General features: G+C 51.3%; 10 protein-coding genes. 7 read left to right on the top strand and 3 right to left on the bottom strand.

Translation table 11 applies throughout. The features are described from left to right. Nucleotides 1–6: 6 nt before the first annotated feature. The 3 genes from BUB94_RS09775 to BUB94_RS09765 form a co-directional block, all read right to left on the bottom strand. A complete protein-coding gene (locus tag BUB94_RS09775) occupies nucleotides 7–4461 on the bottom strand; it encodes an acyl-CoA dehydratase activase (RefSeq protein WP_073160411.1) in 4455 nt (1484 codons plus the stop codon). 172 nt (nucleotides 4462–4633) lie between these two features. After that, the gene (locus BUB94_RS09770) at nucleotides 4634–7444 is read right to left on the bottom strand and encodes a T9SS type A sorting domain-containing protein (RefSeq protein WP_170932288.1); all 2811 of its coding nucleotides are present in this window, start codon (nucleotides 7442–7444) and stop codon (nucleotides 4634–4636) included. A 254-nt stretch (nucleotides 7445–7698) separates the two neighbouring features. Further along, nucleotides 7699–15018: a tandem-95 repeat protein gene (locus BUB94_RS09765; RefSeq protein WP_073236559.1), complete on the bottom strand. Its 7320-nt coding sequence runs from the start codon at nucleotides 15016–15018 to the stop codon at nucleotides 7699–7701. A 446-nt stretch (nucleotides 15019–15464) separates the two neighbouring features. Between BUB94_RS09765 and BUB94_RS09760 the strand changes: the two genes are divergently transcribed. The 7 genes from BUB94_RS09760 (at nucleotide 15465) to BUB94_RS09730 (ending at nucleotide 22290) form a co-directional block, all read left to right on the top strand. Further along, nucleotides 15465–15875 (top strand): hypothetical protein, encoded by a 411-nt coding sequence (locus tag BUB94_RS09760; protein ID WP_073160405.1) that lies wholly within the window; start codon nucleotides 15465–15467, stop codon nucleotides 15873–15875. A gap of 12 nt (nucleotides 15876–15887) precedes the next feature. After that, nucleotides 15888–17342: a M23 family metallopeptidase gene (locus BUB94_RS09755; RefSeq protein WP_073236556.1), complete on the top strand. Its 1455-nt coding sequence runs from the start codon at nucleotides 15888–15890 to the stop codon at nucleotides 17340–17342. 249 nt (nucleotides 17343–17591) lie between these two features. Then, nucleotides 17592–18041 (top strand): hypothetical protein, encoded by a 450-nt coding sequence (locus BUB94_RS09750; protein ID WP_073160401.1) that lies wholly within the window; start codon nucleotides 17592–17594, stop codon nucleotides 18039–18041. Between the two features lie 135 nt (nucleotides 18042–18176). Further along, nucleotides 18177–19586, top strand: a complete 1410-nt coding sequence (gene leuC / locus BUB94_RS09745; protein ID WP_073236553.1) for a 3-isopropylmalate dehydratase large subunit — start codon at nucleotides 18177–18179, stop codon at nucleotides 19584–19586. Between the two features lie 21 nt (nucleotides 19587–19607). Beyond that, nucleotides 19608–20210 (top strand): 3-isopropylmalate dehydratase small subunit, encoded by a 603-nt coding sequence (locus tag BUB94_RS09740; RefSeq protein ID WP_073236550.1) that lies wholly within the window; start codon nucleotides 19608–19610, stop codon nucleotides 20208–20210. 322 nt (nucleotides 20211–20532) lie between these two features. Continuing rightward, nucleotides 20533–20955, top strand: coding sequence for a helix-turn-helix domain-containing protein (locus BUB94_RS09735; protein ID WP_073236547.1), 423 nt, complete (start codon nucleotides 20533–20535; stop codon nucleotides 20953–20955). A gap of 18 nt (nucleotides 20956–20973) precedes the next feature. Beyond that, complete coding sequence (locus BUB94_RS09730; RefSeq protein WP_073236545.1) at nucleotides 20974–22290, top strand: type II toxin-antitoxin system HipA family toxin; 1317 nt, start codon at nucleotides 20974–20976, stop codon at nucleotides 22288–22290. Nucleotides 22291–22357: the final 67 nt, after the last annotated feature.

Below are 22357 nucleotides of genomic sequence, written 5' to 3'. Positions count from 1 at the left end.
TATCCTCTACGCTTTATTAGCCTTTTCCAGTTCGCGAGCGTTGATGATCAGCATCTGCAAACGGTTTTCGATGTTTGCGAAGCTGGTATCCGGGTCGTAGTCCAGAGACAGGACCTGGATATGGGGGCAACGTTCCTTAACAGCCTTGGTCAGGCCGCGACCGGAAATGTGGTTAGCCAAGCAGGCAAAAGGCTGCAGCACAATGTGGCTATTAATGCCATGCTGAGAGTTGTAGATGATTTCGCCCGGAATCAACCAACCTTCACCCGTATTGTAGGTGGGGTCGATAATGTCGCGGACGTAATCCATCAACTCGTAGCAGTCTGCATGATGTTCGTAAAGGCTGAAGTGTTCCTTCATGATCTTGCGAACAGTTTCCAGGGCACGTGTGTAGGCCTTGGCGGTAATGCCGCCCACAATGCGGTCGCTAATGGGGTTTGCAGAGAAACCACGCTTCAGCTTTTCGGCACGCACGGCTTCGTCCACGCGGAAGAAGTCGGTCATACCCGGCAGGTAGACTTCCATACCGTTGTTCATCAGGTAGTTTTCTACGAAGCCATTGGCGCTGGGGTGGTAGTTCATGAGAATTTCACCCAGCACGGCAACGCGAGGCTTACGGATACCCTTCTTACGGTCTTCGGTGATTTCAATACCGTTGAAGGCATCGATACACTTGGTGAATTCAGCCAGCATCTTGGTGGGGTGCGGCAATTCAGTCTTCTTCAGGTGACCGCCAATTTCCATGATGCGAGGCATCCAGACGTCGTAAACCTTCTGGGTGTCGCCAGCGTTCACTTCGTAGGGGCGAATAGCGCGGTACATGGTTTCGATGGCATCCATGGTCACCAGGCCCCACAGCATATGGAGTCTGAAGTCCAGGCCAGTCTTGAAGCCCGGATGCATACCCTTCACGTCGTCACCGGTGGTAATGATACTTACATCTTCGAAACCAGCTTCGTCCAAAGCCTTACGGGCAAGCACGGCGTACTGCACGGCACGGCAGTTTTCGCAGTTCTTGGCCAAGCACATGGAAACGTTGGACGGCTTTACTTCGGGGTGTTCCACCAGCCACTTCAAACCTTCACCGATGTTCACCTGACAGGGGAAGCAAATATCGTTATGCACGTACTTCTTACCCAGTTCCACAGCCTTCTTGTCGGCCACAGGCAGGTATTCAGCGATAAAGCCGTTAGCCTTCATGTATTCGCTGGCAAGAACGGTAAATGCAGGAGACAGGTTCGGAGTCAAGATGCGACGGCGAGTCTTATCTTCGGCAACGAACGGAGTATGGAACAGCGGTTCGTTGGAAGCTGGCTTGTCGGGCAGATTTGCAGCACGGCGAGCCTTCACCGTTTCGATAAAGCTCTTGATACGAATGCCAACAGGACCACGGGCGTCACCTTCATCCAGCTTCAACATCAGCATTTCCTTGTTGGAATCCAGATGGAGCATACGGGACATTTCGTCGGTCAAGATGGAGTCATGACCGCAACCGAAGCTAACGATCTGAGCCAGTTCCACATTAGGATCCTTGGCAGCGATCATGGTAGCGCCAAGCATACGCAGGTGGAAGGTATTCTTGATTTCGACGCGGGTGTGGTTCGGCACATCCTGGTCATACACGCCAGGGAGAGATTCGGTTGTAAGAACCGGAATGCCCATGGCGGTAAAGTGAGAGGCAATGTTGTGGTTGATCAGCGGGTCCACATGGTACGGACGACCGGCAATCACCACGGCAAAAGTATTCTTGGCGCGAACGTCATCAAGGATCTTCTGACCTTCTTCAAGCAAAGTAGTCTTGTAGTCGTTCAGAGCCTTTTCACCTTCATCCACAGCCTTGGAAATCAGCTTCTTGTCCAGCTTCCAGTTTTCATGGAACCAGTCGATGGTCTGAGAGCGACGGAGCTTGGAATTGAACCAGTGGAAGATCGGCTGATCCATGGGAACGCCATAGTTCTTTTCAGGTTCGTCGGTGTTCTTGATGATGTTGGGGTAAGCCTGCACCACCGGGCAAACAGAAGTGGCGTCAAACTTGGTGTGGTCACTGGGAACAGCCACCATCATGGGGAAGAAGATACGGTCAACCTTCTTTTCGATGAGGCTGAGCACATGACCGTGAACAAGCTTTGCCGGGAAGCAGACCGTATCGGAAGGCACGCTGTGCAAGCCAGCTTCGAACATCTTGTAGTCAGAGCTACGGCTTACAACAACCGTGTAACCCAGGCTGGTAAAGAAAGCCTTCCAGAAAGGCAGACTTGCCCAGAATTCAAGAGCGCGAGGAATACCGATGGTCTTCTGAGTACCATCAGCCTTCAACTGCGGTTCCACCAACTTGGCCGGAGCATAGTCCTTCACCAGCAGCTGGTTGGTACGCTTGATCATATCGGGCACGGCCATCATCTTCTTGTTGATTTCGGCGATGAGAGCCTTGGTCTTCGGATCGTTAGGATCGGCAGTCACTTCACCACGTTCGCAGCGGTTGCCGGTAACGAAGTTCTGACCGTCGCTAAAGGTAACGATGGTTCTGGAGCAATGGTTGGTGCAGTACTGGCAAAGCTGACCCGGCTGGTTGTGCCAGCTGAAAGTCTTCATGGCTTCGAGGCCGATGAAGCTGGACTTCAGTTCCGGATTTTCCTTGCGTTTTTCTTCCATGAACTTCTTGGTGAGAAGAGCAATACCGATTGCACCCATTTCACCCGGGCGTTCCGGACGGATGGGCTTGAGGCCCGTGTACTGTTCAAAGGCACGGAGCACAGCGTTGTTCTTGAAGGTACCGCCCTGCACCACCACCTTCTTACCCAGGGTATTCAGGTTACGGATACGGATCACCTTGGTGAAAACGTTGTTAATAATGGAGCGGCAGATACCGGCGATAATGTCTTCAGGCTGCTTACCATCACGCTGTTCGGTGATGATAGAGCTGTTCATGAACACGGTGCAGCGAGAACCCAGCTGAGACGGGCTCTTGGCATTGAAAGCCAGTTCTGCAATCTTTTCCATGGGAATGCCCAGGGAACGTGCATAAGTTTCGATGAAGGAACCGCAACCCGAGGAGCAAGCTTCGTTCAGGATAATACCGGTAACCACACCGTCCTGAACAGAGATTGCCTTCATGTCCTGACCACCGATATCCAGAATGAAGGACACGTCGGGGCAGATACGCTGGGCAGCGTTTGCATGAGCCACGGTTTCCACAGTGTGGTAGTCGGCATGAACGGCCTTAGCGAAGAGCTGTTCACCATAACCGGTAGTACCCACGCCCAGGATGTTCAACTTACAACCGTATTCTTCGTAACGGTCGGTCAGTTCGTTCATGGCATCCTTGAGCACCTGGAGCGGTTCGCCGTTGTTGCTGGCGTAGAAGCCATCGATAACGTTGTCCTGTTCATCGATAAGAACGAACTTGGTGGTGGTGGAACCGGCGTCGATACCCAGGTAGCAATTGATGGTAGAACCGGAAGCGGGCTGCGGGTACACGTTGCTTGCCATCTTGTGATCTTCCAGGAACTGCTGGTATTCCAGGTCGTTCTTGAAGAAGAGGTCGGCGGCAGCCTTGGCCTTATGTTCGGCCTGACGGGCTTCGTTAAAGTGGACCAGGGAGTCCAGAGAGCCTTCTTCGCGGTAAAAGCATTCCTGGTCAGCAAACATGGAGCCCAGGGAGAGAGCGGCGCCCATAGCTACGAGTACTTCGGAATGTTCAGGCACGATAGCCTGTTCATCCGTGATTCCCAGACGTTCCTTGAAGGCGCGGACAAGGGTCGGGTTAAAGGTAAGGGGGCCACCTTCGAAAATGACGGGCGGCTTGATTTCCATACCCTGGGCAAGACCACCGATGGTCTGCTTGGCAATGGCATGGAAGCTGGAAAGGGCGATATCTTCCTTGGCGATACCGTTGTTCAGCATGGGCTGAATGTCGGTCTTGGCGAACACACCGCAACGGCCGGAGATTTCATAAACCTTCTGACCGCGCTTGGCGTAACCTTCAAAGGCCTCGGTCTTCACACGGAGGAGTTCTGCCACCTGGTCGATGAACGCACCGGTACCGCCGGCGCAGACACCGTTCATACGCATGTCGCTGGCAATCAGCTTGCCAGTAGTGGGATCCTTTTCAAAGAACACCACCTTGGCGTCCTGGCCACCCAATTCAATAGCGACACGGGTATCGGGGTAAGTAGCACGAACGGCGAGAGCGTTGGCCACCACTTCCTGTACGAAAAATGCGTGAGTTGCCTCGGCAAAGGGCTGACCGCCACTGCCGCAGAAAGCGACTCTAAAGTTCTTGCCCGGGAACAGACCGTGGGCTTCGCGCAGCACCTCATGGACCTTCTGGGCCTGCATGGCGTTATGGCGCTGGTATGTGTAGTGTAAAAGCTTGTTGGTTTCAGGTTCAACGACGGCAATCTTAACGGTTGTAGAACCGACGTCGACACCGACCCATAAATCATTCTTAGTTGTACTCATAGTGCGCCAAATTTAGAAAAATAAGTTTAAAAACATAAACCTACAAAGCCCATTTTTTCTGTAATATGAGCAGAAATTCCCCATAAAAAAACAAAAAAGGTGGCACTAGGCCACCCAGGTATATTTTTTACAGATAAGCTATCAGAACTGCAAACCTATAAAAAGGTTTGCCCTATCGGGCAATAATAACCTTATTGCTGAACAAGACCTGCTTACCGCTCTCGACACGCACATAGAAACTGCCCTTGGCACCCACCAGTTCCTTCAGGGGGACGCTTACGGAACTGCCATAGAATCGGCTAAACAGTTTCTGTCCCTGCATATTGAACACGCTGACAGAAGCCCCGGAATTTTTCAGAGTCAATTCCAGATTACCACGGGCATAAACCGCACGGCTAGCAGAAACCGCCGGAGTCCTCGGGCCAACCTTGATTGTACCATCAGATTCAGAGGAACCCATCTTCCAGGTGTCAGGAACACGCACCGCAATGCCACGGCCTGCAGTACTCATGTATACGACGCCATAGGTATTCATGTCGCCCATAACGAATTCGCCATTGGCAAGACCGCCAAATTCATGACCGTCATCATTTACGCGGGTCCAGGAAGCGCCCTTGTCATCAGAGCCGAACACACCGGTAACGCCGTCAATTGTGGCAAACACATAAATTGCAGGATATCCGCCCTTCGTCTTGGGAGCGCCAAAACCAACGGCCTCGCAATAGCCAACGCCCTTCACCGCAGACCAAGTCTTGCCCCCGTCAGTGGAGTGCTGCAGACTGCCGCCAACGCCCACACCAGTAGACGGATCCTGTTCAGCAATGGGCAGCCACAAGTCGCCCTCATAACCAGGAATCGCACGGAACTTCTTAAAGACGCTCACACCGGGTTTTCCAACAGCGCTAAAACTAACACCCTTGTCGGAACTCTTGTAGAACAGGCCTTCCGTCTTGTTGTAAGCATAGAACACATCCGCATTTTCAGGATCGCCCACCACAAAGGAACCGTTATCGATACCCGTCACTTCCGTGTAGGCCGCATTGCTGTAGCGGTAAACGCTGGTACTACCTTCCATGGGAACAAACAAGGCCACTTCGCCGTCAGTTGAAATAGCGGCGGTGCCGTTGGCAATCTTTTCGTCAAGCTTGCAGTAAGTACCCACAGTCCAAGTCTTTCCGGAATCGCTAGAGAACTGCAGAGGTTCAATAGGAACATCGCTATACTTGCCCTCATACTTACGGGCATTGGCCACCTTCACCAAAGTACCGGACTTCGCCGCATAGGCAAGACCCTGGGTAGTTCCCAGAGGAACTGCCGTTCCGCTCACGTCCGTCATATGACGGAACTGCGGGAACTTGGTAATATCATCATGACGGAATCCGTCGTAGTCGCCAATAATGGAAATCATGGGGCCGCCAGGAATGCTCACCACCTCGAAAGGCACGGTTTCTTCAACGCCATGGGCACTAAAATGCCAAACCTGATTCATGGCAATCTGATCTTCTTCCCAGGAGTTTTCCGCCTTCGTCACCGTATAATCAGTTAGATTGTCCGTCCTGAAAATTCCATTTCCAGAAGTCACGAAAACGCGATTATGGTCAAAGGGATCCATGGCCACGCTACCCGCCCAGTGAATGGAACCGTCGTGCATCCAGCCGATCCCGTTAGCATCCATCTGCTGCGTTGTCGGATAAACTCCACCTTCCATCCAATAGTAACGGAAAGAGGCAATCCATGTTTCGCCACCATCTGTGGTATGGAAAATATTGGAACCCCAGCGGTCGCTCCACACATCCTTTCCGTCTTCGCCCTTCTTGTACCAGAACTGCGGTCCATTGTAACCTTCCGTGGTCACCACCATTTCCTTATCATCGTTAGGGTTAATGGTGATGCCGCCATAAGGAGCAATATATTCGTACTCATCCGTCTTGGAGTAGTCGGTCATATCATACTTGGCCTCCCCTTCCCCATCCAGATAATCTGCAGGAGAAACGTCAGTCCAGGCGCCCGTCTTCAAATTGCACTTCAGTACGGCTCCGCGACCAAAGCCATCCCAGATCGGGCCCCAGCCTTCGTCCCAACCCATGGAATGAGGGCCGGCTCCATCGGCAAAAGTCACCACCATGGAACTTCCATCCTTGGTAATCACGGCACGCTGAGGCATCAGACGGACAACGCCGCCACCCTTCGTAGTACGCAAGCTATCAGGAATCGGCAAAGCCTTCCACGAAGCACCGCCATCCGTCGAAGCAAACACATTTTCAAAAGTCTTGTTCTTGGTAGAACCCTCACGCAAAAAACCGGCATAAAGATTCTTGGAACTGCCAGGCGCATACTGAACAAAGCTAAAACCGGAACCATTCCACGTCGTATCAGACCCGGCCGCAGTTGTCCAGGCATCCACATGACTCCAGCTGGAGCCGTTATCAGCCGACTTCCACAAGCCCTTATTCTTCGAACCGTAGAACATAATCTTCGAATCGTTGGGATCCACAGCCAAGGCTTCCCCATTTCCGCGGCCCATGCCGTTTCCGTGGGCACCAAAGCTGGTAACCTTAGCTCCCTTGGTACCATCTTCGTCCCAAGTGTAGAGCAATTCCCAGGAATTACCGCGATCCTTACTGCGCAAGAACGCACTACGGCCATTATTCCAGTAGCTGGTACCGGTCATCATATAGACCACGCCCTCTTCCTGAGGGTCAACGGCAATGGCTTCCACCCCCAGAAGGCCTCGTTCAGTCACATCGACCCAGTCCATGAGCGAAACCCAGCGGGCACCGGATTCATCCCAGCGATAGGCACCGCCCACGTCCGTACGAGCGTAAAAAAGGCCCTTTTCCAGCGGAGAAGCGACAATGGCACTAACGAATCCGCCACCGCCCATGCTGACAGCACTCCAATTAAATCCATCTGCAGCTTTTGCGCCGGCAAAAACAGACAGACCCAACACGAGGCCAGTGGCCCCAAACAACCCTTTAACCATAAACATCCCTTGGGCAGAGCCCTAAATCAGAAAATTCCAAACACCGGAATTTTCAAAACCAGCCATAATATAAACCCCACAAACAAGGAAAGTATCCTAAAAGACTTGCGAACCCCAATAACCCTTGAGGTCATTACAACGGAGCATAAGAGTACAACTATTGATTTATTATGGGAAATGCAAAAAAGCCCTGCGACTTGCGTCACAGGGCTCTAAAAGTCAAACTTTTATTGGAATAGAAGATCGTTCAAGAATTACTTCTTCTTGCCCTTCTTCTTACCCTTGGCAGGCTTGTCTTCCTTGGGTTCTTCCTTCTTTGCTTCGGCCTTCTTGCCGCCGCGGAGGTCCTGCATCTTGAAACTTACGTTAATTTCAGCAGTTGCGACCTTGGAGTAGAGTCCACCCGGATCCTTCACCTTGAAGGTGAATTCATCGAGACCGGAGAAGCCCTTGTTCGGCATATAGGTGAAGGAACCATCCTTTTCATTCAGGTTGATCTTACCATTGCGCGGCTTCTGGACAATCTGAACAGACACCGGCTTTTCGCCATCGGGGTCATTCACACCGGACATCAGACCTTCAGAAGCGGAAACCTTAAGTTCATCGCCTTCCTGGGTCATGTAAGTCTGGTTGCTTGCTTCCGGAGCGTTGTTCACGGGGATCACGGTGAACAGAGCGGACTTGCTAGCCTTTGCGCCTTCAGGGTCAGTGACGGTGAAGGTAATGCGTTCCGGCTTGCCCTTCCAGTGTTCGTGCGGCATAGCAACAATAGCGGTCTTAGCGTTCTTGTCATACTTGACAGTCAGGAACTTGTTGCCAGTGAAGGTCCACTTCAGTTCGTCGAAGCGATGGTCCTTATCGCGGGCATACTGGTCAAGCTTGATCTTACCCACAACGCCCTTGTTGTCATTTTCCTTGATGGTGAAGTCAGGAATGTCGCGCATGATCGGAGCAGCATTCACATGCTTAACAACGAACTTGGCAACAGTCTTGTCCATGCCACCAGCCGGATCCTGAGCGGTAAAGACGAGGGTTTCTTCGCCGAACCAATCCTGCTTCTTCGGGCGGATCACAGCTTCGCGACCACCAGAAATTTCAACAGCCAAGTTCTTGGCACCGGTAACCTTCCACTTGATTTCATGAACCTTGTGGTCGGGGTCGGTAACGTAGTTATCCAGCTTGATAGCCTTGAAGGACTTACCTTCCAGAGTTTCCTGGCCAGGAATTTCCTTCACGACAGGAGGATCGTTTACGGGCTTCACGGTGAACTTCACAGGAATGGTAGCCTTTTCGCCAGCCGGGTCAAAGACGTTCACATTCACAGTTTCGGTACCGTTCCAGTACTTGTCCGGGATTTCAACAGTCAGCACACCCTTGTCGTCAATGTTGAAGATCAGGTCATGCTTAACAGCTTCAACAGCAGCACCCTTGGCCTTCTTGCCCTTCTTTGCCGGAGCATTCTTGGCAGCCTTGGAAGCCGGAGTTTCGTTATCCAGAGTCCAAACCAGTTCTTCCAGCTTGTTATCCGGATCGCTTACAACCTTGCTGAAGTCGAAGGGAGCAAACTGCTTCTTTTCTTCGATGACGAAGGGCTGAACAGGCTTCAGAACAGGAGGATCGTTCACCGGGGTCACTTCGAAGGTAGCCTTAGTAGAAGCAGAGGCACCTGCGATATCCTTAACGGTGAAGGTCAGGGTTTCCTTACCGAACCAGTTGGGGTTCGGGGTAATGACGTTAGCACGGTTACCCTTGATATCAACCTTCAGTTCCTTGTTGCCAGAAACAGACCAGTGGAGTTCATTGGGCTTGTTATCCGGGTCAGTTGCAGACTTGGACAGGTCAACAACCTGGAACTTTTCCTTTTCCTTGATCTTCTGACCAGCAACCTTGCTGATTACCGGAGGATCGTTAACCGGGGTCACTTCGAAGGTCAGCTGCTGGGTAGCCTTTGCACCTTCCGGGTCAAAGACGTCGAGCTTGATCTTTTCGGTACCGTTCCAGTACTTATCCGGAGTAGAAACAATCAGCTGCTTCTTGGCATTGATAGAAGCCTTGAGAGCGCGGGTCGGAGCCAGTTCGAACTTCAGCTGTTCAATCTTATGGTCAGGATCAGAAACGAACTTGGTCAGGTCGATGGGCTGGAAGGATTCCTTTTCCTTGATGGTCTGGGTCGGGATCGGAGCGATAGCCGGAGCATCGTTCACAGATTCAACCAGGAAGTTAACGGTCTTGGAGTCCTTAGCACCTTCAGGGTCAGTAACAGTGAAGGTCACGTTACGTTCACCATTCCAGTACTTATCAGCAATCTTGATACGAGCAATGTTCTTGTTGTCGATTTCCACCTGGAATTCGTCAACCGGTTCCGGTGCCGGTGCTTCCGGTTCTTCTTCAACCTTAGCACCCTTCTTGCCCTTCTTTGCAGGCTTCTTAGCCGGCTTCTTGGCAGGAGCAGGAGCAGCAGCGCCAACCTTGGCAACCTTAACGGTCCAAGTCAGGTCTTCCAGCTTGTGGTCCGGATCCTTAACGAACTTGTTAAGATCGATTTCCTTGAACTGGCCCTTTTCCTTGATCTTCTGAGCCGGGATGTCCTTCATGACAGGAGCATCGTTCACAGAAGTGATTTCGAAGGTAGCGGTAGTAGAGGTAGTTGCACCATCCGGGTCAGTGACCTGGATAACCAGCATTTCAGGCTTGCACCAGAAATACGGATCCGGAGCGCTAACTGTAAGAATGCGGCTACCATTGATTTCAGCCTTCAGCTTCTTGTTGCCAGAAACGGTCCACTTCAGTTCGCTGGGCTTGTTGTCCGGATCCTTAACGTATTCGTCAAGCTTGATCTGGGCGAACTGCTGCTTTTCCTTGATCTTCTGGTCGGCAATCTTCTTGACGAAGACCGGAGCGTCGTTCACGCGGGTCACTTCGAAGATCATCTTATGAGTTGCAGATGCACCTTCAGGGTCGGTAACGGTGAATGCGATAGTTTCCTTGCCGTTCCACTGGTCATTGGGAACAGAAACAATAGCGGTATTGTCCTTACGGAGGTCAACCTTCAGGCCCTTGTTGCCAGACACGCTCCACTTCAGCTGAGTGGTCTTGTGATCCGGGTCAGAAGCGAGAGTAGAAAGGTCGATGGTCTTGAATACACCATTTTCCTTAATGGTTTCACCCTTCGGGGCCTTTTCAGAAATCTTCGGAGGATCGTTAATAGAACGAACTTCGTAGCGTGCGGTCTTTACAGCCTTTGCGCCTTCAGGGTCAGTAACGGTGAAGGTAATGTCTGCAGCACCATTCCAGTACTTATTGGGGATAACGACGGTAGCAACGCGAGCGCCACCTTCGCCCTTGTCCACCTTAACGGACAGGGTTTCACCTGCAGGAGCTTCTTCAGCCTTTGCAGCCTTCTTGCCCTTGGCAGCAGGAGCACCAGCCTTAACCGGCTTCACGTCGAAGGACCACTTCAGATCAGCCTTCTTGTGGTCAGGATCGTTAACCAGGTCGTCCAGCTTGATGGTCTGGAACTGCTTCTTTTCGTCAATGGACTGATCCTTCAGTTCCTTAACAAAGACAGGAGCGTCGTTTACAGATTCAACGGTGAAGGTCACTTCACGGCTATCTGCAGCACCTTCAGGGTCAACGACAGAGAACTTGATCTTTTCAGAACCGTGCCAGAACGGGTTGGGCTGGGTGATAGAAACGTTGTGGCTTGCATCCATAGCAACCTTCAGTTCCTTAGCACCTTCGATCTTCCACTTCAGCTTGTTCTTCGGGTGGTCAAGATCTTCAACATAGTTATCCAGGTTGAAGGACTTGAAGGAGCCCTTTTCCTTGATAGTCTGGTCAGCAATATCCTTCATGACCGGAGCATCGTTAATGGACTTCACGGTAAATGCAGCCGTAGCCTTGGCAGATGCACCTTCCGGGTCAGTAACGGTGAAGGTCAGCTTTTCGGAACCGTTCCACAGAACGTTCGGAGTCTTCACAGAAACCTTGCCGTCCTTGCCAACAGTAACCTTGAGGTCCTTAGCACCGGCAACATCAATCTTGAGCTTGTCGAATGCGTGGTCCGGATCCTTAACGATTGCAGCCAGGTCGAAGTCAGCAAACTGCTGCTTTTCGTCGATGGTCTGATCCTTGATCTGACCGATAGTCGGAGCGTCGTTCACAGACTGAACGGTGAACAGAGCGGTGCAGGTAGCCTTGCCGCCATCCGGGTCTTCCACCTTGAAGGTGATTTCTTCGGCACCATTCCAGTACTTGTCCGGAATAACGATCTTAGCCATACGCTGGCCATCAACAGACACCTTCAGAGCCGGGGTAGCACCCTTGGCCTTGGGCTTGACATCGAAGGACCAGGTGAGCTGATCGGCCTTGTGGTCCGGATCGTTTACGATATCGTTCAGGTTAATGATTGCGAATTCACGCTTTTCAGGAATGGTCTGATCCTTAATGGGCTTGGTGAATACGGGCAGGTCATTTACAGATTCAACAGTGAAGTTGACGGTACGCTTGTCAGCGGCACCTTCAGGGTCAGTAACGGTGAAGGTGATAGCTTCGGAACCATTCCAGTACTTGTTGGGAGTGGTAATGGTAGCCACATGCTTTGCGTCAATAGCAACCTTCAGGTCCTTGTTGCCGGAAACAGTCCACTTCAGCTTAGACTTATCGTGGTCAAGGTCTTCAACGAACTTATCCAGTTCGATGGTCTTGAATTCACCCTTTTCCTTGATGGTCTGGCCAGCAATATCCTTCATGACAGGAGGATCGTTGATGGACTTCACGGTGAACACAGCGTCGCTCTTGGCAGAAGCACCTTCCGGGTCAGTAACGGTGAAGGTCAGCTTTTCGGAACCGTTCCACAGCGGAGACGGAGCCTTAACAGTAGCGATACCGGACTTGTCGATATTAACCTTAAGTGCCTTGGCACCGGCAACATCCCACTTCAACTGGCCAAAGGCATGGTCAGCGTCAGAAGCGAGTTCAGCCAGGTTGATAGAAGCGAATTCCATCTTTTCGTCGATCATCTGGTCCGGAATCTTCTTGAGAACCGGCACATCGTTTACAGACTGAACGGTAAAGACGGCCTTAGAGGTAGCCTTTGCGCCTTCCGGGTCAGTGGCGGTGAAGGAGATTTCATCGGCACCGTTCCAGAGCTTGTTGGGGATAACGATCTTGGCAACCTGCTGAGCGTCGATTTCAACAGTGAGGCCAGGTTCCTTGCCCTTGATAGTAGACTTGACATCAACAGAGAAGGTCAGGTCGCTAAGCTTGTGGTCCAAGTCACGAACCATTTCACCCAGCTTGACCGGAGTGAACTGGCCCTTTTCCTTGATGGTCTGCGGAGCAATCTGCTTTACGAATTCGGGAACGTCGTTCACGGATTCAACAGTGTAAGCCACAGAGCGTTCATCGGTAGCGCCTTCCGGGTCAGTCACCTTGATGGTGAGAGTTTCGGAACCGTTCCACTGCGGAGACGGAGGAGTTACCTTCATAACGCGGTTACCGTCAACAGCAACCTTAAGTTCGCGGTTACCGGTGATGGTCCACTTCAGCTTATCCTTGGAGTGGTCCAGATCATCAACATACTTATCCAGTTCAACAACCTTGAACTGTTCCTTTTCCTTGATGGTCTGTTCCGGGATATCCTTCATGACAGGAGGATCGTTGATGGACTTCACGGTGAGCTTCATCTGAGTCTTAGCAACGCCGCCTTCGGGGTCGGTTGCAGAGAAGGTCAGAGTTTCAGAACCGTTCCAGAGTTCGCTGGGGGTCTTGAAAGAAACTTCGCGAGTCTTGTTATTCAGGTTGACCTTGATATCCTTGTTGCCGGTAATTTCAACCTTGAGCTTGGAAATATCGTGGTCAGCGTCAGACAGATATTCGTCCAGAACGATAGAAGAGAATTCGTTCTTTTCTTCGATAGTCTGGTCAGGAATCTTCTTGAATACAGGCAGGTCGTTGATGGACTTCACAGACAAAGTCACATCCTGCTTGACAGAAGCGCCATCCGGGTCGGTGCAGGTGAAGGTCACCACTGCAGTACCGTTCCAGTAGGTATCCGGGATTTCGATGGAAGCCACGCGAGAATCATCGATGTTCACGCTGAGGGTACCAGATTCCGGTTCCTTGCCCTGATGCTTAACATCAGCTTCCCAGGACAGTTCGGAATTCTTGTGGTCGGCATCCTTCACGAATTCGTCAAGCTTGATCTTGGCGAACAGCTTCTTTTCGTCGATGGTCTGGTTGGGGATAGCCTTGACCAGAACAGGAACGTCGTTCACAGAGTTAACGGTGAAGGTATTTTCGGATTCAGCGCATGCGCCTTCGGGGTCGCAAGCCTTGAACTTGATGGATTCGCTACCGTTCCAGAGTTTGTTCGGAATCTTGATAGTAGCGGTCTTGCCATTCAGAACAACCTTCAGGTCCTTAGTACCAGAAATGGTCCACTTAAGTTGTTCGAAAGAGTGGTCCGGATCCTTGATCAGCTTGTCCAGTTCGATGGGCTTGAATTCCTGCTTTTCATCGATGGTCTGTTCAGGAACATCTTGAACAAATTCAGGAGCATCGTTAATGGACTTAACGGTGAAGGTTACCTTAGCGCTAGCGGAAGCACCGGCAGCGTCGGTTGCCTTGAAGATAAAGGTTTCAGAGCCGTTCCAGAATTCATTCGGGATCTTGACGTTGGCGGTACCGTACTTGTCGATTTCGACCTTCAGGTCCTTACCACCTTCGACAGTCCACTTCAGCTTGGCGACATCGTCATCAACGTCGCTCACGAAATCAGTGAGGCTGATGGATTCGAATTCATTCTTTTCATCGATGGTCTGGTCAGGAATCTTCTGCATGACCGGAGCATCGTTAATGGGCTTCACAGTGAACACAGCGGTCTTGGAATCGCTGGCGTATTCACCATCAGTTGCAGTGAACTTGATCTTTGCGGAACCATACCAGTTGGGGTCCGGGATCACCACAGTGGCAACGCGGTTCGGGTCGATTTCCACGTTCAGGTCGCCATCGGCCTGATCCTTGCCATTGGGCTGGATATCGAATTCCCAAAGCATCTGATTCTTCGGATGGTCGGGGTCAGTAACGAAGTCATCAAGCTTGATCTTGGTGAACTGCTTACCTTCGTCGATGGTCTGGTCAGGAATCTGAGCCACCACCGGAGGATTGTTCACGGATTCAACATTGAAGTTTACAGTTTCAGAACCGATTGCGCCCTTAGTATCGGTAGCGGCGAAGGTAATGTCTTCGTTGCCGTTCCAGTACTGATCGGGTGTTTCGATGGTTGCCACGCGTTCCGGAGAAATGGACACCTTCAGCTTCTTGTTGCCGGAGACGGACCACTTCAGCTGGTTCGGCTTATCCATATCGTCGGATACGTAGCTATCCAACTTAATCGGTGCAAATTTGCCACCTTCGTTAATGGATTCACCAGGAATACCCATCACGGAAGGAGCGTTATTTTCGACAGCGGCTGCATTACCAGAACCAGCTTCTTGAGCAATTACGCCGACCGAGGCCAGTAGTCCGGTTGAAGCAAGCAGAGCTGCTACAGACCAGTTTTTTCGTTTCATTTATGATCTCCCATAAATTCCATCCACTATGCATTCGTTCACTTTTGTTTTCACAAAAACCATAAACACGCTAGCGGTAAAGCGAGTTATACCGCCCAAATATAGTGTTTTCAAACACATTTTTACAAAAAACTGACGTTTTTAAGCCCAAAATGGAACTTTTAACACTTGACAAAAAAGACAATCTTTCGTAAGTCGTTGATAATCAACAAGATACCAAAGTAATTAAAAAAAAAGTTTTTTTCATAAAATAAGAGAGACAGGATAGTCTTTCCTGTAATGGGTTCACCCAGTCAGAACATCTAATTGTAAATTTTTCGTAAAATTGAAACTTTTTTACGTCCGAGTTGCCCAGGACCCCCTTTTTGAGGCCCTTTTTCTATGACAAGTTTCCAACAAAAAATTATCTTGCATACAGAATTAACAATAATAAAAAGGTGTATATAATGAAATTCGTATTCCTCTGCGACGCAAATTACCTCAAGGGTGACATGGTCAACTTCGTGAACAACTTCCCCACCAATCACGAACTGGTCACCATGACTTCCGACGAACTGCTCCAGACCAAGTCCATCTTTGACGGCACTTTCGCAGTTCTCGCCGAACGTACCACCTGGCAGAAGAATTTCAGCCTGTTCCGCTACTTCGGCCTGCTGCCCCTGCTGGAAGTCCTTCCCCTGGGCGTCGTTAGCCGTTCTCGCCGTAGCGAGCCCCTCAAGGGCCGTACCCAGAACCGCAACCAGGAAATCTACTTCAACCCCTCCTCCACCGCCGAAGAACTCTTCCTCCAGGTGGACAAGTTCGTTGCAGCTCCTCCTGCAGGTTTCACCTACCCCCGCGGCACCGCAAAGGCTTAATTAAAAGCTTTTATGCAGCGTAAGGTTCTAGACAACCTGTACCGTCAAGGCGGTCTGACCCTTTTCGCCTTCCCTTGTGAACAAGCCGACACCCAAAAGTCGGCTATTCCTCTGGAAAGCCTACAAAATCTGGCTCTGGCGCTCAACGCCGGGGCTTCTTTTGTGCTTATGGATTTTTCGGGCAAACATCCTTTTAACGACACCGTACTCAAAAGGAGCCTTCCCGAAAACGACGACCAGTTCCGCGAACTTTACCACCTGCTGCAAGAAATCAAGAAAACAACGCCCCAGGTCATCGGCATCCTTCCGAAAGAAGTTACCGAGGTACAGGCCCGCTACCTGGCGCTTATCGCCCGCGGTCTCATCATCGCCGACAACGACGAACCCAACAGCGACACGGCGGCAATTTATCTGGAAGACGCCCCTAGCCTGCAGAAAATACCTCTGCTCTGGTTACACAAGTTTGTTCCAAGCCGCCGTCGTTTCCCCGGTGCAGCAAAGGCAGTAAAGCGCAGCGTATCCCTGTTCGGCGAAGTCCGTAAAAGCAACTGGCAGACAAATCCAGCCGGCTTCGTCAAGATCATCGAGAACCTGCACAAGCTGGAGATTCTCAGAAAGAATCCCCTAGACGGTATTTCCAAAGTCTTCAAGCGATTCTTCCCGCTGTTCCTGCTACTGGCAATTACAATTCCGTTCTTCTTCTTCAGCCACCTGGAACCCGGAGTTTCGAACATCCGCAACAGAACCCAGGAGCGAGACCACCTGTCTGTGGCACCGTCCTTCGAATACGTTTTCGACGGCAAGGAAACCATGCAACGAATCGCCCGTTACGCCATCGGACGATTCAACGCCACCATTACAAACGAACGCATGATCCGTCAATACGTCAACGTCACCCTAGACGAAAACGGTTACGACGGCAAATCCTGGGAAAAGAACGGGTTCCACATCCCTCCCGCCGGAACAACAATCAAGTATTCCCGCCCCGACTACCTGGGCCAAACAGCCACAGACTCCATCGGTGCCGCCTGGAAGTACTGGACCTCCATCGTCTCTGACAGCATCAGCTACCTTACTGAATTTTACCACGCAAAGCCGAGCGCCAACCAGCGCCAGCACAACGGCATTGACCTGGCCAGCCGCCAGGGCGCCCGAATCCTGGCACCGTTCGCAGCAAAGGCCTGGACCAGCAAAGACGAAAGAGGCGGCGTCATTATCGGCCTCGTACGCGAAAAGGACGTCATCCTGTTCATGCACTGCGACAAGCTCCTTTACCTAGACGGCCAGGAAGTTATGGCAGGCGATCCCATCGCAACCGTAGGTATCACGGGACACACTACAGGCCCTCACGCCCACGTTGTCACAGGCCTTATCGACAGGAACGGAGACAAGCGCATCGGCAACGTCCGCTACAAGGTAATCGACCCTATCAAGTGGTTCTATCTCTTTAAGCCAAACAGTCCCTAGCCCTTTATTTTAGCGGAATCCAGCCCACCAGCCGTTGTAAAAAACACAACACTCTACATCGTTTTTTTCTGTGTGATTTTTAACACAAGCGAAACGAAAATATGTTCAAAAAAACTTTTTCTTATGCTTTTTTGGCATTGTGTAATCTAAAAATTACATTCGCCATCTCGCCAAGATATCCACAAATAAATAACTTTGCACGCGGAATTAGGGATTGGTAAAAAACAACGGGTAAAAAAGGAAATAAAAATGAAGTTTAGTGTTTTGGCTTTCTTGACCATTACCGCCGCCCTACTCACCGCATGCTCCGGCATCGTCACCCCCAAGGCAGAACTGGCTTCCCACGACTCTGACCACAGCATTCCCGCTATTGACAACATGATCGTATCCCTGAAGCAGGAATACATCAACAAGTGCTACATGCCCGTCGCCAAGCGCAATCCTCCAGAAAACGCCTGCCAGTCTGAACTGTTCCAGACTCTGGAACGCCGCTACAATTTGAACTTCAACCAGAACCACGTGGCCATGGCCGCAAACGTCCTGTTCTTCAAGGATGTGGACGCAAAGATCGTAGAAATGTCCCGTAACGATCCCGAAGTCCGTAACGCCATCCGCGCAGGCGCATTCACCAGCACCAGCGAAATGCTGGCCTACTACAAGGGCAAGTATCAGTTCGAAACTCAGCTGGAACAGTACTAATCGCCCCTTGGCCAATCAATAAATAAGGTTTGATTCAAACGCCCTGGTTTAAAAACCGGGGCATTTTTTCTAGATTTACACTGCAAATTTTATTGAGTCCGTTATGTACGGACCCGCAAACAAACGAGACACACTATGGGAAAATCATTATACCAGAAAATCTTCGAAAGCCACACTGTTGCTAAGCTTCCCAGCGGCCAGTGCCAGCTTTTCATCGGTCTCCACCTCTGCCACGAAGTGACCAGCCCCCAGGCATTCGCTTCCCTTCGTGAAGAAGGCACCAAGGTGTTGTTCCCGGAACGCACCTTCGCTACCGTTGACCACATTATTCCCACCACTTTCCCGGAACGTAACCGCCCCCTCCAGGACGGCATTTCCGAAGAAATGTTCTCCCATATCGAAAAGAACACCGAAAGTAACGGCATCAAGTTCTTTGGCCCCAAGACCTGCGAACAGGGCGTGATCCACATTGTCGGCCCGGAAGAAGGCGTGACCCAGCCGGGTATGACCGTCGCTTGCGGTGACTCCCATACCGCTACCCACGGCGCCTTCGGCGCAATCGCCTTCGGTATCGGTACCAGCCAGGTGGCAGACGTTCTCGCTACCCAGACTTTGGCCATGAGCCCCCTCAAGACCCGCCGCATCAACTTCACTGGTAAGCTGAAGCCGGGCGTTACCGCTAAGGACGTAGCACTTGCCTACATCGCAAAGCTTGGCGTGAACGGTGGCGTTGGCTACGCATACGAATTTGCAGGCCCGGTTATCGAAGCCATGAGCATGGAAGGCCGTATGACCATCTGTAACATGGCTATCGAAGGTGGCGCACGCGTTGGCTACTGCAACCCCGACGAAAAGACCTTCGAATTCCTGAAGGGCAAGCCCTACGCTCCCAAGGCAGACAAGTGGGACGAAGCTGTCGCCTACTGGAAGTCCGTGGCTACCGACGCCGACGCTCAGTTCGACGACGAAATCGAAATCAACTGCAACAACCTGGAACCCATGGTGACCTGGGGTATCACTCCGGCACAGGCAATCCAGCTCAACGACAACATGCCGAAGATCGCAGAATTCGAAGGCTCCGAAAAGAAGGTCATCTCCGAAGCTTATGAATACATGGGCTGGGAAGAAGGTGGCAAGATGATCGGCACCCCCATCGATATCGCCTTCGTAGGCTCCTGCACCAACGGCCGTCTCTCCGACCTCCAGGCTGCTGCTGAAATCATCAAGGGCCACAAGGTTGCCGACACCGTCAAGATGTGGGTTGTTCCGGGCTCCATGAAGATCAAGGTTGAAGCAGAAGCTCTCGGTCTCGACAAGATCTTTAAGGAAGCAGGTGCAGAATGGCGTGAAGCAGGCTGCTCTCTCTGCCTCGCCATGAATCCGGATAAGCTGAAGGGTCGCCAGGTTAGCGCTTCTTCCAGCAACCGTAACTTCAAGGGCCGCCAGGGTTCTCCCACCGGCCGTACCATTTTGATGAGCCCCGCCATGGTTGCCGCTGCCGCTATCGAAGGCAAGGTTACCGACGTCCGCAAGTACATCAAGTAATAGGAACAAGGAGATTTAAAAATGAATTCTATTGACATCGTTAAAGGTTCCGGCGTTCCTGTTCGCGGTAACGACATCGATACCGACCGTATCATTCCGGCTCGCTTCCTCAAGTGCGTGACTTTCGAAGGCCTCGGCGCAAACGCTTTCGCCGACGACATCGCAGGCCTCGAAGCACAGGGCAAGGTTCACCCCTTCCGTGACCCGGCCTACAAGAACGGCACCATCCTGGTTTCCAACCAGAACTTCGGTTGCGGTTCCAGCCGTGAACACGCTCCTCAGGCTCTGAAGCGCTGGGGCATCAAGGCCATCATCGCAGAAAGCTATTCCGAAATCTTCTTCGGCAACTGCGTCGCCCTTGGCGTTCCCTGCTTCAAGGTTGACCACGCTACAGCAGACAAGATTCTCGCTTGGATCGAAGCTAATCCTTCCAAGGAACTGGAAACCAGCACCGACGCTCGCACCCTGAAGCTGGGTGACGAAACCATCGCCCTCACGCTGGCTGATGGTCCTCGCGGTCAGTTCCTGGACGGTTCCTGGAACGCTCGCTCTGCCCTTCAGGCAAACGCCGACAAGGTGCAGGAACTGGCAGCAAAGTTGCCGTACATGCAGTTCCTTAAGTAGTAGGGCGCACCTGCTCCACAAGGTGGATAACTCTACTACGGAACTAAAGTTCCAAGTATCGTATAGGTGCTTTGAGGCAAGAGGTCGCTTCGCTTAGAGGTCGGCACTCCGTGCCTTAAAGGCAAAAGAGCAAATTAAAAATGCTCGAGTCACTAGACTCGGGCGTTTTTTAGTTACACAAAAATCGTAATTTAGCATCACAAAATTTAATTCTTTACTTTTACTGATTTATAATAAATATTTAGTATTTATTCGTAAATTTTAAATAAAAATACATCGTTTCGAAATAAAATTTGTATATTACCCCATGGAGGAATAAACCATGGTCAAGTACACACCCTTTTCTGACGAAGCAGTCCTTGTTGAATTCGGCAAACGCATTGCAGGCTACAGGCTCAACAACAACTGGACACAGGCGGAGCTCGCTAACAGGGCGGGCGTCAGCAAAAGCACCGTGGAGCACATCGAAAAAGGGCAATCCACCCAACTTCTGAACATGGTAAAAATTCTGCGCGCACTGGGGCTTTTGAACCAGTTTATCAGCATTGTTCCTGAGCTTGGCCCGAGCCCCATGGAACTTCTGATGCAGTCCAAGAACCAGCAAAAGAACAAGCGCAAGCGTGCCTCCAAACCAAGAAACAATACGCAGAGGCAGGCAAGTTCTTTCGACAGTCCAAATGATTTTTCTGAAACAAGTATCGCCGCCGAATCTAAGTCCAAATGGGTTTGGGACGAAGACAAGTAAGTCCATTTGGGAGGATTCATGATCGCCGTCGAAGTCAAGCTTTGGGGAACAACCATCGGGGCGCTTTCCATGCAGGAAGGCGAATCTGTGGCGCATTTTGAATACGCACCCGCATTTGTCGGGGCCGGCGTCGAGCCCTCGCCCATTACCATGCCCGTAAGCCGTCAAATTTACACATTTCCGCTTTTATCTAACACGTTTAAAGGTCTGCCAGGACTTTTCGCCGACTCCATTCCCGACAAGTTCGGCAACAGGCTCATCGATTCCTGGCTTATAAAGCAAGGGAGGAATCCCGAGTCTTTTACGGCACTGGAGCGCCTCTGCTACACAGGCAGCCGCGGTATGGGTGCCCTGGAATTCTACCCAGTGGAAGGTCCCGCCGCAAGCGAGAACGACATTCTGGATGTAGAAAACCTCCGAAACTTCGCCGCAAGCATTTTAGACAGCCGAAAGAATTTCAGGGCTAGCATCGGCAAAGGAGCCGCGCTCCCTCTAAAGACAAAAAAGCAGCAGCAGACCTTCGAGCAGATTCTTCGCGTAGGCACATCCGCAGGCGGCGCAAGGGCAAAGGTGCTTATCGCCCTGGACGAAACCACCAGCGAAATCCGATCCGGGCAAGTCGCCAATGGCGAAAACTTTTCCTATTGGCTTCTGAAGCTGGACGATGTGCAGAACAACAGCGACAAGGAAAAGGCTGATTTCCAAGGCTACGGCCCTATCGAATACACCTACTACCAGATGGCACATGCAGCAGGCATCCAGATGTCGGAATGTCGTCTGTTGGAAAAGGCTGGACACAGGCACTTTATGACAAGACGCTTTGACCGCCTCGCCGGTGGCAAGAAGTTGCATTACCAGTCCCTCTGCGCACTCGCCCACTACGACTTCAATGCTGCAGGTGCCTACAGCTACGAGCAGGCAATTACCATAATCAAACAGCTAGGCCTCGGTTACGACACCCTCGAAGAATTTTTCCGCAGGGCCGTTTTCAATATCTGTGCCCGCAACCAGGATGATCACGCCAAGAACATCGGATTTCTGATGAACAAGCGGGGCGAATGGAGCCTGGCCCCCGCATTCGACATGACTTACGCCTACAATCCGGGCGGTCTCTGGACCGGCACCCACCAGCTCACCTTCAACGGCAAGCGGGACTATTTCACCACTGACGATTTCAAGGCCGTGGCAAAGTTTGCTGGCCTTAAGCAAGGCCGCTACAAAAAAATATTGGTCGACGTGCAAAGCGCAGTCAGCCAATGGAGTAAGTTTGCAAAAACAAACGAAGTTAGAGCGGAATACATCAAGCAGATCAAGGCTGCACATAGAGCATTTTAGGCTTTACGCCTTCATCTTCCACAACGCCACCATCTACACAGCTTTCTCTAAAATTAACATTTTCATT

This window comes from Fibrobacter sp. UWH9 (assembly GCF_900129715.1).
Classification (GTDB): Bacteria; Fibrobacterota; Fibrobacteria; order Fibrobacterales; family Fibrobacteraceae; genus Fibrobacter.
This window is presented reverse-complemented; position numbering and strand designations above follow the sequence as displayed.

What these genes read in the sequence shown, in the direction of transcription:
- BUB94_RS09770 (WP_170932288.1), bottom strand. Translation starts at nt 7,444, where the DNA reads ATGGTTAAAGGGTTGTTTGGGGCCACTGGCCTCGTGTTGGGTCTGTCT.
- BUB94_RS09735 (WP_073236547.1), top strand. Translation starts at nt 20,533, where the DNA reads ATGGTCAAGTACACACCCTTTTCTGACGAAGCAGTCCTTGTTGAATTC.
- BUB94_RS09740 (WP_073236550.1), top strand. Translation starts at nt 19,608, where the DNA reads ATGAATTCTATTGACATCGTTAAAGGTTCCGGCGTTCCTGTTCGCGGT.
- BUB94_RS09760 (WP_073160405.1), top strand. Translation starts at nt 15,465, where the DNA reads ATGAAATTCGTATTCCTCTGCGACGCAAATTACCTCAAGGGTGACATG.
- BUB94_RS09755 (WP_073236556.1), top strand. Translation starts at nt 15,888, where the DNA reads ATGCAGCGTAAGGTTCTAGACAACCTGTACCGTCAAGGCGGTCTGACC.
- BUB94_RS09750 (WP_073160401.1), top strand. Translation starts at nt 17,592, where the DNA reads ATGAAGTTTAGTGTTTTGGCTTTCTTGACCATTACCGCCGCCCTACTC.
- BUB94_RS09765 (WP_073236559.1), bottom strand. Translation starts at nt 15,018, where the DNA reads ATGAAACGAAAAAACTGGTCTGTAGCAGCTCTGCTTGCTTCAACCGGA.
- BUB94_RS09730 (WP_073236545.1), top strand. Translation starts at nt 20,974, where the DNA reads ATGATCGCCGTCGAAGTCAAGCTTTGGGGAACAACCATCGGGGCGCTT.
- leuC (WP_073236553.1), top strand. Translation starts at nt 18,177, where the DNA reads ATGGGAAAATCATTATACCAGAAAATCTTCGAAAGCCACACTGTTGCT.
- BUB94_RS09775 (WP_073160411.1), bottom strand. Translation starts at nt 4,461, where the DNA reads ATGAGTACAACTAAGAATGATTTATGGGTCGGTGTCGACGTCGGTTCT.